This window comes from Streptomyces milbemycinicus (genome assembly GCF_002154605.1).
In the GTDB taxonomy this organism is placed as follows: Bacteria; Actinomycetota; Actinomycetes; order Streptomycetales; family Streptomycetaceae; genus Streptomyces; species Streptomyces milbemycinicus.
Genome location: NZ_MUNE01000582.1, coordinates 1 through 11,005, shown reverse-complemented (window position 1 = coordinate 11,005; position 11,005 = coordinate 1). Strand labels below are relative to the sequence as shown.

At 72.0% G+C, this 11,005-nt stretch carries 11 protein-coding genes; 3 read left to right on the top strand and 8 right to left on the bottom strand.

Annotation, left to right across the window (positions count from 1 at the left end; genetic code table 11):
• Nucleotides 1-19: 19 nt before the first annotated feature.
• Nucleotides 20-250 (bottom strand): DUF4287 domain-containing protein, encoded by a 231-nt coding sequence (locus CCN51_RS39050; RefSeq protein ID WP_014177143.1) that lies wholly within the window; start codon nucleotides 248-250, stop codon nucleotides 20-22.
• A 123-nt stretch (nucleotides 251-373) separates the two neighbouring features.
• On the opposite strand from CCN51_RS39050, the gene CCN51_RS39045 reads away from it, so the two are divergent.
• Nucleotides 374-715 carry a hypothetical protein gene (locus CCN51_RS39045; RefSeq protein WP_043487020.1) on the top strand — a complete coding sequence of 114 codons (342 nt, stop codon included), beginning with the start codon at nucleotides 374-376 and terminating at the stop codon, nucleotides 713-715.
• A 183-nt stretch (nucleotides 716-898) separates the two neighbouring features.
• Here the strand turns inward: CCN51_RS39045 and CCN51_RS39040 are convergent, their stop codons facing one another.
• The 3 genes from CCN51_RS39040 to CCN51_RS39030 form a co-directional block, all read right to left on the bottom strand.
• Nucleotides 899-1,906, bottom strand: a complete 1,008-nt coding sequence (locus CCN51_RS39040) for a hypothetical protein (RefSeq protein WP_014177141.1) — start codon at nucleotides 1,904-1,906, stop codon at nucleotides 899-901.
• Nucleotides 1,907-2,163: 257 nt separating this feature from the next.
• The gene (locus tag CCN51_RS39035) at nucleotides 2,164-3,408 is read right to left on the bottom strand and encodes an acetyl-CoA C-acetyltransferase (RefSeq protein WP_014177140.1); all 1,245 of its coding nucleotides are present in this window, start codon (nucleotides 3,406-3,408) and stop codon (nucleotides 2,164-2,166) included.
• Between the two features lie 174 nt (nucleotides 3,409-3,582).
• Complete coding sequence (locus CCN51_RS39030) at nucleotides 3,583-4,611, bottom strand: SGNH/GDSL hydrolase family protein (RefSeq protein ID WP_014177139.1); 1,029 nt, start codon at nucleotides 4,609-4,611, stop codon at nucleotides 3,583-3,585.
• 221 nt (nucleotides 4,612-4,832) lie between these two features.
• On the opposite strand from CCN51_RS39030, the gene CCN51_RS39025 reads away from it, so the two are divergent.
• A complete protein-coding gene (locus CCN51_RS39025; protein ID WP_014177138.1) occupies nucleotides 4,833-6,218 on the top strand; it encodes a cystathionine beta-synthase in 1,386 nt (461 codons plus the stop codon).
• Nucleotides 6,219-6,594: 376 nt separating this feature from the next.
• On the opposite strand, the gene CCN51_RS39020 is transcribed toward CCN51_RS39025, so the two are convergent.
• Nucleotides 6,595-7,041 (bottom strand): membrane protein, encoded by a 447-nt coding sequence (locus CCN51_RS39020; RefSeq protein WP_014177137.1) that lies wholly within the window; start codon nucleotides 7,039-7,041, stop codon nucleotides 6,595-6,597.
• A gap of 109 nt (nucleotides 7,042-7,150) precedes the next feature.
• Between CCN51_RS39020 and CCN51_RS39015 the strand changes: the two genes are divergently transcribed.
• Nucleotides 7,151-8,551 (top strand): acyl-CoA synthetase, encoded by a 1,401-nt coding sequence (locus CCN51_RS39015; RefSeq protein ID WP_014177136.1) that lies wholly within the window; start codon nucleotides 7,151-7,153, stop codon nucleotides 8,549-8,551.
• A gap of 66 nt (nucleotides 8,552-8,617) precedes the next feature.
• Here the strand turns inward: CCN51_RS39015 and CCN51_RS39010 are convergent, their stop codons facing one another.
• The 3 genes from CCN51_RS39010 to CCN51_RS39000 are packed head-to-tail and all read right to left on the bottom strand — an operon-like array spanning nucleotide 8,618 to nucleotide 10,950.
• Complete coding sequence (locus CCN51_RS39010) at nucleotides 8,618-9,610, bottom strand: ABC transporter substrate-binding protein (protein ID WP_211303287.1); 993 nt, start codon at nucleotides 9,608-9,610, stop codon at nucleotides 8,618-8,620.
• Between the two features lie 13 nt (nucleotides 9,611-9,623).
• Nucleotides 9,624-10,307, bottom strand: a complete 684-nt coding sequence (locus CCN51_RS39005) for an ABC transporter permease (RefSeq protein ID WP_014177134.1) — start codon at nucleotides 10,305-10,307, stop codon at nucleotides 9,624-9,626.
• Between the two features lies 1 nt (nucleotide 10,308).
• Complete coding sequence (locus CCN51_RS39000; protein ID WP_014177133.1) at nucleotides 10,309-10,950, bottom strand: ABC transporter permease; 642 nt, start codon at nucleotides 10,948-10,950, stop codon at nucleotides 10,309-10,311.
• Between the last annotated feature and the right edge of the window lie 55 nt (nucleotides 10,951-11,005).

Here is an 11,005-nt window from a genome sequence, read left to right as displayed (position 1 = left end):
GGGGAGGGGGAGGGGGAGGTCAGAGCAGCTTCCGCGCGGCCCGCCTCAGATCGTGCTCATGAATGATCGCCTTGGCGTGGCCGTACGCGAGCTGGTGTTCACCGCGCAGCCAGCTGACCTTTTCCTCGAAGCGGAAGAGGGCAGGTCCTTCGTCTACGGTGCGCAACCAGTCGGCGACTTCACGGCCGGTGCATTGGGGGATTCGGGAGAGCAGGTTCCGGTGGGTCTCTTCGGAGAAGGTTTGGGACATCGGCGCCTCCGACGCGTCCGTTTTCCAGGCCGTTCTTCATGGCCCGGGTGCGGTCCTTCAGCTCACCGTGCCTGACTGTTCGGCCGTTGGCAACAGTCCGTGGGTGGCGCATAGGCTCACGATGTGAATGATGTGACGCCTCTGCTGACCGCCGTCGACCAGCTCGCGGACCGCCTGCGCGCCCTTCCGCAGTCCCGTTTGGGCCGGGGCGTGGCGGCCGAAGGTCTGGCGCTGGCAAGGGAATTGTCGGTGCGGGCCCAGTGGAGCGAGGAGCCCGGGAGCGGCTCGAGGATCATGCCGGACGCGGGGATGTTCGCGGTCGCGGACCAGGTGGCGGTGGCCGGTCATGATTTGGCGCATGCGCTGGAACGCGCGCCGGAGGGCGGTGGGCGAGGCGGCGCCGGGGAGGCGCTGGCCTCCGCGGTGGCGCTGGTGGAGACCACGGCCGGGCGCTGCGGCCTTTGAGCGGTATCTGCCGCGGTCTCGCGGCGGTTCTCGGTGACTTTTGGCGGGCCGAGGACGGTCCTGAAGCCGCCTGTGAGGGCTTTGTGAGGGGTTTGTGGGCCCGTCCGGGGTCGTGGGGCCCTCCGGGGCCCCGGGGTCGGGCTCGGGCCCCCAGGGGCGGCCTCGGGGGCCGGGCCGGTGGGGCTACAGCGAGGCGATGACGCGGTCGGCGAGTACGTACACCTGCTCGTCCCCGCAGCCGAAGGTCAGCGCGTAGGCGCCGAGCACACCGGAGCTGCCCAGCAGCACCGGGGTGGGGCCTTCGAGCAGCGCGTCGGCCAGCCGCTCCGCCGTCTCGCGGTGGCCGGGGGTCATACAGACCGTGGTGCCGTCGGCGAAGACGTACACATCGAGGGTGCCCAGCGGGCCGGGGCGGACGTCGGCGAGCGGGATACGGGCGTCGGCCAGCGCGGTGAGCCGGGCGACGGTCCGGTCGTGGTCGGCTGGGCCGGGGTGCGGCGAGAAGTCGGGGTGCGAGGGGTGGCGCCGGCGCGCGGCCGCCAGCTCGGCCGACTCCACGGCCTCGGCCGCGGGCTCCGCGTCCAGCCGCTCGGCGTCCAGACGCTCTGTGCCCAGGCGCTCCGTGTCCAGGCGCTCCGTGTCCAGGCTGAGGTCCAGGTCCACCTCGACCTCCGTGCCGACCTCCGCCGCGGCCTCGGGCTGCCGGTCCGGCTCTCCGGCGGGGTCCAGGGTGTCGGGGCCGAGCGCGTCCAGGTCCAGCAGCGGCTCCACGCCGCCCGGGTCGGCCTGCCGGGGTACGTACGGGATGAGGTCCGTCTGGGGCTCCTCGCCGAGCCCTGCCAGCCTGCCGAGCAGCGGATGCGAGTCGGTGGCCGCCGCGGTGTCCCGGGCCTCCTGCGCGGCCCAGAACGCCCGCGCCTCCGCCAGCTCGCGCTCCCGCTCCTCGGCGAGCGCGTCGGCGACGGCGGCGCGTATCTCGGCGGCGGGGGCGGCGGCGCGGGGCGCGGGGATCGCGACGGCGTCCCGCTCGCCCGCCCGGTCCGCCCCGCCGTCCCGGCCTGCGGTGGGAGTGTTCGCCGCGAGCTCGGCGCGCAGCTCGGCGATCTGTCGCCGTACGCCGCGGGCGGTGAGCAGGGCGGAGGTGCCCACGGCCGTGGCGGTGGCCGCGGCCAGGAGGGCGGCAAGGGTCATGGGGCTCACTGACGTAACTCCCGGTTCCGGTAGATCCCCCGAATTCCTACCTCAGCTTGGCCCGCGGTGCCGCCCCGTGTCAGTGCATAACATCACCAAGTGGACGGGAATCGGGCTCGGCAGGTGCGGAGGATGCCCGGGACACCGCCGCTGAGCTGGGCTTACACCACTCCCCCAGGACGTTGGTCACATCCTGGGGGAGATTCGGTCACGACTCATCTGCTGGACTCAGGCGCTCCGCTCAGCTCAATTCAAGCTCAGCTCAGCCGCTCCAGCACCATGGCCATGCCCTGGCCGCCGCCCACGCACATGGTCTCAAGACCGAACTGCTTGTCGTGGAACTGCAGCGAATTGATCAGCGTGCCGGTGATCCGGGCGCCCGTCATCCCGAAGGGGTGGCCGACGGCGATCGCGCCGCCGTTCACATTGAGCCGGTCCAGGTCGATGCCCAGGTCGCGGTAGGACGGGATGACCTGCGCGGCGAAGGCCTCGTTGATCTCGACCAGGTCGATGTCGCCGATCGTCATCCCGGCGCGGGCGAGCGCCTGCTTGGACGCCTCCACCGGTCCGTAGCCCATGATCTCCGGCGAGAGCCCCGAGACGCCGGTGGACACGATCCGCGCCAGCGGCGTCACGCCCAGCTCGCGCGCCTTGGTGTCCGACATGATGACCAGCGCGGCGGCGCCGTCGTTGAGCGGGCAGCAGTTGCCCGCGGTGACCAGCCCGTCGGGGCGGAAGACCGGCTTGAGGCCGCGTACGCCCTCCAGCGTGGTGCCCGCGCGCGGTCCGTCGTCCTTGCTGACGACTGTGCCGTCCGGGGTGGTCACAGGCGTGATCTCGCGCTCCCAGAAGCCGTTCTTGATGGCCTCCTCGGCGAGGTTCTGCGACCGTACGCCGAACTCGTCCATCTCCTCGCGGGTGATCCCCTTGAGCCGGGCCAGGTTCTCGGCGGTCTGGCCCATCGCGATGTACGCGTCGGGGATCAGGCCCGCGGCGGAGCCGCTGTCGGACACAGTCTCGCGCGGGTCGTGCCAGTCCGTGCCCTCCTGCTCGGCGCGTGCGGCGGTGCGGGCCTCGGCGTCCGCGAAGAGCGGGTTGTGGGTGTCCGGCAGCCCGTCCGAGGTGCCCTTCACCGAGCGGGAGACCATCTCGACGCCCGCCGAGATGAAGACGTCGCCCTCGCCCGCCTTGATCGCGTGCAGCGCCATCCGGGAGGTCTGGAGGGACGAGGAGCAGTAGCGGGTGATGGTGCAGCCGGGGAGGTGGTCCATGCCCATCTGCACGGCCACGATCCGGCCCAGGTTGTGCCCCTGCTCGCCGCCCGGCAGACCGCAGCCGAGCATGAGGTCGTCGATGTCGCGCGGGTCGAGCTCGGGGACCTTTGCGAGCGCCGCCTGGACGATCTCGGCGGTCAGATTGTCTGGCCGCAGATCCTTGAGGGAGCCCTTGAAGGCGCGGCCGATGGGGGAGCGGGCTGCAGAGACGATCACGGCTTCGGGCATCACGGCTCCAGGGGGGCGCTAGGGCTGGCGGGACTCTGAGGGAAGTTACCCGCACGTATGACGGGGGTCACGGCATCGGGGCTGTGATGCGGACCTCTTTTTTCCAAGCGTATGCTCAGCGCGTTGCCGGCCCTGGACTTGAACGGCTTGAACGGCTTGCAGGGCTTGCAGGGCTTATCGGGCCGCCGGGGGTGAGCCGGTGGAGGACGGGGCCTCGGCCGCGCTCGGGGCCGAGGGTGCCCGCTCGCCCGAGGTGCGGCCGTCGCGGCGCAGCAGCCGGGCCCAGGGGCCGCGGGCCGCGGTGACCTCGCTGCCGCCCTCGGCCGCCGCGGCGGCCGCGGCCTTGGCCACCGGCAGGATGCCCACGTCGCGGGTCTCCTCGGGCTCCTCGGGCCACAGCCCGAGCGCCCCGCACAGCGTCGGCAGCACGGCCATCGCGGCCGTGGCGTACCCCTCCGCCGAGGGGTGGTAGTTGTCCGGCCCGAACAGCTCCCGCGGGTTGGCCGCGAACTCGGGCCCGAGCAGATCGCCCAGCGAGACCGTACGGCCGCCCTGCTCGACCACCCCGATGGTCTGCGCGGCGGCCAGCTGGCGGCTGAGGCGGCGGGCGACCCAGCGCAGCGGCTGGTAGACGGGCTCGATGGTGCCGAGATCAGGGCAGGTGCCCACCACCACCTCGCAGCCGCCGTCGCGCAGCCTGCGCACCGCCTCCGACAGCAGCCGTACGGACTGGGCGGGCGGCATGCGGTGCGTGACGTCATTGGCGCCGATCATGATCACGCAGATGTCGGGGCGGGCCGCCGGATCCTGGAGCACCAGCGCCACCTGGCGCTCCAGATCATTGGACTGGGCGCCGGGCTGGGCCACATTGTGCAGGTCGACGGGGCGCTCGGAGACCGCCGCGAGCCCGGAGGCGAGCAGCGCGCCCGGGGTCTGGCTGGGTCGGTGCACGCCCTGCCCGGCGGCGGTGGAGTCGCCGAGGAAGGCCAGCCGCAGCGGCGGCTGGCCGGTGCGCAGGACGAAGTCGAAACCGTATCGGCCGTCGGCGCGCGGAGGCGGGTCCTCGGACCCGCCGACCACCCGCTTCGCATGGGAGACCTCGGTGAGCAACAGAACGGCGGCGACGCCGCCCAGCAGCCCGATGCTGCCGCCTCCGTATGCCGCCGCGGCGGCGATCCGCCGCGCGACCCTGGCTCTCGACATAGACATGGCTCCGGCCCACCTCCGTCCACGCACCTTGCTCCTTTGTACCCTTTTTTGTACGACTTGCTAACCACTTGCCGCCCGGCTTGTTGCCGCGTTCGCGCCCTGGGGGCGACGCACCGGTTGAGCGGTCACGGTGCGCAATAAGCTGGGCAGCACGGGCCCGCGACAGCGGCCGCCCTGACCGCGGAGATCCCGCTGATATCGGACCTGGAGCAGGTGTGCAGTACTACGATTCGATGATTGAGCTGGTCGGCAACACCCCGCTGGTAAAGCTCAACAGCGTCACCGAGGGCATCCGGGCGACCGTTCTGGCCAAGGTCGAGTACTTCAACCCGGGCGGCTCGGTGAAGGACCGCATCGCCGTACGGATGATCGAGTCCGCCGAGCGCTCCGGCGCGCTGCAGCCGGGCGGCACGATCGTCGAGCCGACCTCCGGCAACACCGGCGTCGGCCTGGCCATGGTCGCCCAGCGCAAGGGCTACAAGTGCATCTTCGTCTGCCCCGACAAGGTGTCCACCGACAAGATCAATGTGCTGCGGGCGTACGGCGCCGAGGTCGTGGTCTGCCCCACGGCCGTGGACCCCGAGCACCCCGACTCGTACTACAACGTCTCGGACCGCCTGGTGCGCGAGACCCCGGGCGCCTGGAAGCCCGACCAGTACAGCAACCCCGACAACCCGCGCTCGCACTACGAGACGACCGGCCCCGAGCTGTGGGAGCAGACGGAGGGGAAGATCACCCACTTCGTGGCGGGCGTCGGCACCGGCGGCACGATCAGCGGCACCGGCCGCTACCTCAAGGAGGTCAGCGACGGCCGGGTCCAGGTCATCGGCGCCGACCCCGAGGGCTCGGTGTACTCCGGCGGCAGCGGCCGCCCGTATCTGATCGAGGGCGTCGGCGAGGACTTCTGGCCGACGGCCTACGACCGGACCGTCGCCAACGGGATCGTCGCGGTCTCCGACAAGGACGCCTTCCAGATGACCCGGCGGCTCGCCCGCGAGGAAGGGCTGCTGGTCGGCGGATCGTGCGGGATGGCCGTGGTCGCGGCGCTGCGGGTGGCCGAGGAGCTCGGCCCCGACGATGTGGTGGTCGTGCTGCTCCCCGACAGCGGCCGCGGCTACCTTTCTAAAATTTTCAACGATGAGTGGATGGCGGACTACGGCTTCCTGGAGGAGGAGGGCCCGGCGGTGCGCGTCGGCGATGTGCTCCAGGGCAAGGAGGGCGGGCTGCCCTCGCTGGTCCATATGCACCCGGACGAGACGGTCGGTCAGGCGATCGAGGTGCTGCGGGAGTACGGCGTCTCGCAGATGCCCATCGTCAAGCCGGGCGCCGGGCACCCGGATGTGATGGCCGCCGAGGTCATCGGCTCCGTGGTGGAACGCGAGCTGCTGGACGCGCTGTTCGCACAGCGCGCCGCGCTGACCGACCCGCTGGAGAAGCACATGAGCCCGCCGCTGCCGCACGTCGGCTCGGGCGAGCCGGTCGAGGACCTGATGACGGTGCTGGGCGGGGCGGACGCGGCCATCGTGCTGGTGGAAGGGAAGCCGACCGGGGTGGTGAGCCGGCAGGACCTGCTGGCGTACCTGGCGAAGGGTCAGCGCTAGCCGCCGCTTCGGGGCGCAACTCCCGCCGCGGAAAAGGTCGTACGACCTTCCGGTAAGTGGTACGCGGGTGTCACGCGCTCGCAGCACGGGCTTAACACAGCTCCGGCAGATTAGTGGGTGTCGGAAAGGACGACACCGACACCCGAAAGCGGCGACAAGGACCTCCGGAGCGGCTCCCGGACCTCCATGGTCGCCCTGGACGTGGCAGCCAGGCCCTGACCCGGCCCGCGTCCCTCGCGGGGACCGCCGTCGTCCCGCCCTCGGTGCTCACACCGGGGTGCGGCGGTTCCCGCGCTTAGACTCACCCCCCCTTTTTTTTGCTCGGCTCGCCTCCGGGGCGCCTCAGCCCCTGTCGACAGGGTCGCGCCCCTTCGGCTCACTCGCCATCCCACTCGCTCGTCGACTTCTCGCGGCGCAGGCGGCGCAGCCAGCCGAACCCTCCGGACGCATGCACCGCGTTGACCGCGACGATGCCGGCCCAGGTGACCACCAGTCCGTACAGCCCCGCATTGACCGCGGCGATCGCGGAGAGCGGGATGGCCAGCACGAGCGAGGTGGCGACGAAGGCGAAGCGCTCGCCGAACCCGAGCCCCTGGCCCTGCGCGGGCCGGCCCGTCGCATGGGGGCGGGTGCCGCGGGCGGCGGCCATCTGCTGCTCGGCCAGCTGCCGCCGGACATGGCGGTCCGCGGTGTCGTTGAACCGCTGCTCGACCTTCTCCATGAAGGAGTCGACCAGCTCCGTCTCGTACTCGGCCCCCAGCTCCTTGCGGGTCTGGAGGGTCGCGTCGAGTTCGCGCTTGAGATCGGCGTCCCGGCTGTCCATGCTCCGACGGTACGGTCACAGGGACGCATTGTCGGTAGGGCTAGCCCCCCGAATCGCGTGGGGGGACAGGTACCTGTACCTCCTGGCCCGCTGTGGAAGGAGCCAGTCCGTGTCCGCACCTCTGCTTACGTCCCTCGCCGAGCCGGGAGGCGACCGCCCCGACGCGCTCACCGTGGGCGGCCGTGCCTGCTCCCGCGAGGAACTGCTCGGCGCCGCGGGCGCGGTCGCGGCCCGGATCGCCGGGGCGCCGGTCGTCGCCGTACGGGCGAGCCCGACGGCGGAGACGGTGACGGCCGTGGTGGGCGCGCTGCTCGCCGGGGTGCCCGTGGTGCCCGTACCGCCGGACTCAGGACCCGCGGAACGGGACCACATCCTCCGGGACTCCAAGGCCGCGCTGCTGCTGACGGGTTCACTGACGGGTTCACCGACGGAGGAAGAGGCCGGTCCCGTCGAGACCGTTCCGGTGGATCTGGCCGAGCGCGCGGCGTGGAGCGGGCCGGAGCCGGACCCGGAGTCGACGGCGTTCGTCCTCTACACCTCCGGCACCACCGGCGCGCCCAAGGGCGCCCTGATCTCCCGGGGCGCGGTCGCCGCCGACCTGGACGCGCTGGCCGGGGCCTGGGCCTGGACGGCGGAGGACACGCTGGTCCACGGTCTGCCGCTGTTCCATGTGCACGGGCTGGTGCTCGGGGTGCTGGGCGCGCTGCGGGTGGGCAGCCGCCTTGTGCACACCGGCCGGCCGACCCCCGCGGCGTACGCGGCGGCGGGCGGCAGCCTGTACTTCGGCGTGCCGACGGTCTGGCACCGGGTCGTCCAGGACCCCGACGCGGCCCGCGCCCTGTCCGGCGCCCGGTTGCTGGTGTCCGGCAGCGCCCCGCTGCCCGCGCCGGTCTTCCGCGATCTGGAGCAGCTGACCGGGCACCGGCCCGTCGAGCGCTACGGCATGACCGAGACGCTGATCACCATCAGCACCCGCGCGGACGGCGAGCGCCGCCCCGGCTACGTCGGCACCCCGCTGTCGGGCATCCGTACCCGCGTCGCCGCCGAGGAGGGCGCGGAGATCGGCGAGTTGCAGCTCACCGGCCCGACCCTGTTCGACGGGTACCTCAACCGCCCCGAGGCGACCGCGGGTTCGTACACCGAGGACGGCTGGTTCCGCACCGGCGATATCGCCGCCGTCGAGCCCGACGGGTTCCACCGCATCGTCGGCCGGGCCTCCACCGACCTGATCAAGTCCGGTGGCTACCGCATCGGCGCGGGCGAGGTCGAGAACGCGCTGCTGGACCACCCGGCGGTGCGCGAGGCGGCGGTCGTCGGCGCCCCGCACGAGGACCTGGGCCAGCAGATCGTGGCGTATGTGGTCGCCGATGGGGTGAGCGAGGCGGAGCTCATCGACTATGTGGCCGGGCAGCTCTCCGTCCACAAGCGCCCCCGCAAGGTCCGCTTCCTGGAGGCGCTGCCGCGCAACGCCATGGGGAAGCCCCAGAAGAAGCTGCTGCCCCCGGCCTGATCCCGGCCTGAAGGGCGATGAGGGCAGCGCGGCCCCGCCCGGGCCGCGTTGCCCTCCGGCGCGGCGCTATCGCTTGGCGAGGCCGTTCCGCTTCGCCCAGTCCGCCGCCACCTCGTCGGGGTCCTTCTTCTCCACGTCGACCAGCTTGTTCAGCTTGGCCAGCTCCTGCGTGGTGAGCGCGCCGCCCAGCCGGGCCAGGGCCCTGCGGACCTTGGCGTCGGCCTTGGCGCTGCGGATGACGGGGACGATGTGCTGGGCGGGGATGAGCTGCTTGGGGTCGGCGAGCATGATCCAGCCGTTGGCCTGGATGTCGGGGTCGGTGCTGAAGAGGTTGGCGACGTCGACGTCGCCCTTCTTCAGCGCGCCCTTGACCAGCGGGCCGGAGGCGTCCAGCGACTTGAACTCCTTGAAGGTGGTGCCGTAGACGTCCTTCAGGCCGACCAGGCCGACGACCCGCTTCTTGTCCTCCGCCGGGCCGCCGAAGACCAGCTTGCCGTCGAGCTTGTGGAGGTCGGCGAGGCTGCGCAGCCCGTGCTTGTCGGCCGTCTCCTTGGTGACGGCGAAGACGTCCTTGTCCTCGGCGGCGGCGTAGGGGAGGGCTTCCAGGGCGGCGGGGAGGGCGACGGCCAGGGCGTTCTGCAGATCGCCGGCCTCCGTCTGCTTCGCGGTGTCGTCGAAGTGCAGCAGCAGGTTGCCCTGGTATTCGGGGAGCAGGTCGATATCGCCCTGCTGGAGGGCGGGGATGACGATCTCGCGGGAGCCGAGGTTGGGGCGGACGCTCGCCTTGACGCCGGCGCCGCGCAGCGCCTCGGCGTAGAGGTAGCCGAGGATCTGGTTCTCGGTGAAGTTGGCGGTGCCGATGACCAGGCCGCCCGAGCTGCTGCCGCCGCCGGAGCCGCCACCGCCGGAGCCTCCGTCGAGCGAGGTGACGCCGCCGCAGGCGGCGAGGGTGGGGAGGGCGGCGGCGCCGAGGAGGCCGCCGAGCAGGGCCCTGCGGCTGGGGCGGGGAGTCCGGGAGGCCCGGGGGTCCAGGGAGGCCCGGGGGTTCATGGGGGTCATGCGGGACTACTCCTCAGTGCGAGTGGGCGTGCGAGGGCGCGGGGCGGTTGCGGAACAGCAGGCGCTGCACTCCGGCCAGCGCCAGGTCGAGGGCGATGGCCAGTACGGCGACCAGCACCGCCCCGCCCAGCACCTGCACCAGGTCGCGCTGGGCGAGCCCGTCGAAGACGTACCGGCCGAGCCCGCCGAAGCTGACGTACGCGGCGATGGTGGCGGTCGCCACCACCTGCACGGCGGCCAGCCGCAGTCCGGTCATGATCAGGGGGAGCGCGAGGGGGAGCTCGATCTGGAACAGGACCTGGTGGGCCCGCATGCCCTGCCCTCGCGCGGCGTCCTTGACCTCGGGGTCGACGGCGGCCATGCCCGCGTAGGTGTTGGTGACGATGACCGGCACCGCGAGGGCGACCAGCGAGATGTACACCGGCCACATGCTCAGCCCGCTGGCCAGGAAGACCAGGGTGACCAGGCCAACCGTCGGCAGCGCGCGCCCGAAGCCGGCGAGGTTGATGGCGAGGAAGGCGCCGCGGCCGGTGTGGCCGATGAGCAGGCCGATGGGGAGGGCGATGAGGGTGGCGACGAGGGTGGCCAGAAGCGAGTACTGGGTGTGTTCCAGGAGGCGGGTGGCGATGCCTTCGGGGCCGGACCACTGGGATCCGCTGGTGAGCCAGTGGACGAGGTTCTTCAGCAGCTCGATCATGTCAGGCACGCCTCCTCAGCCACGGGGTGCACAGCCACTGGACGGTCACCAGTACGGCGTCGGCGACCAGCGCGAGCAGCAGGGACAGGGCGACTCCGGCGACGACGGGGGTGGGGTAGTTGCGCTGGAAGCCGTCGGTGAAGAGCTGGCCGAGGCCGCCGTATCCGATGTAGCTGGCCACGCTGACCAGCGAGATCGCCATGACGGTGGCGACCCGGACGCCCGCCATGATCACCGGGAAGGCGAGCGGCAGCTCAACGGTGAGCAGGGTGCGCAGCGGGCGGGTGCCCATGGCCTTGGACGCCTCGCGGACCTTGGTGGGGACGCTGTCCAGGCCCTCGACGGTGTTCCGGAGCAGCACGACCAGCGTGTAGATGGTCAGACCGGTGATCGCGGTGGTGCGGGTGAGACCGGTGACCGGGAGCAGCAGCACGAAGATCGCGATGGACGGGATGGTGAACAGGACGTTGGACAGCCCCAGCAGCAGCCCCCGCAGCGGCCGTACCCGGTGCGCGACCACGGCCAGCGGCAGCGCGATCAGCAGCCCGAAGAGTACGGAGGGGATGGCGGTCGACAGATGGTCGACGGTGAGCCGGACGAGGTCGTCGCGGTGGTCGGGAAACCAGTCCCAGTCGATGGTCATGCCGTCACGCTCGCGGCGGCGTCCTGGGCGTCGGGGTCCTGGGGGCCCTGGGGGC

Bases quoted from the DNA above. Each gene is read 5' to 3' on its own strand.
- CCN51_RS39035 (WP_014177140.1), bottom strand. From the start codon at position 3,408: ATGCCCGAAGCCGTGATCGTCTCTGCAGCCCGCTCCCCCATCGGCCGC.
- CCN51_RS39040 (WP_014177141.1), bottom strand. From the start codon at position 1,906: ATGACCCTTGCCGCCCTCCTGGCCGCGGCCACCGCCACGGCCGTGGGC.
- CCN51_RS39050 (WP_014177143.1), bottom strand. From the start codon at position 250: ATGTCCCAAACCTTCTCCGAAGAGACCCACCGGAACCTGCTCTCCCGA.
- CCN51_RS39010 (WP_211303287.1), bottom strand. From the start codon at position 9,610: ATGACCCCCATGAACCCCCGGGCCTCCCTGGACCCCCGGGCCTCCCGG.
- CCN51_RS39005 (WP_014177134.1), bottom strand. From the start codon at position 10,307: ATGATCGAGCTGCTGAAGAACCTCGTCCACTGGCTCACCAGCGGATCC.
- CCN51_RS39000 (WP_014177133.1), bottom strand. From the start codon at position 10,950: ATGACCATCGACTGGGACTGGTTTCCCGACCACCGCGACGACCTCGTC.
- CCN51_RS39030 (WP_014177139.1), bottom strand. From the start codon at position 4,611: ATGTCGAGAGCCAGGGTCGCGCGGCGGATCGCCGCCGCGGCGGCATAC.
- CCN51_RS39020 (WP_014177137.1), bottom strand. From the start codon at position 7,041: ATGGACAGCCGGGACGCCGATCTCAAGCGCGAACTCGACGCGACCCTC.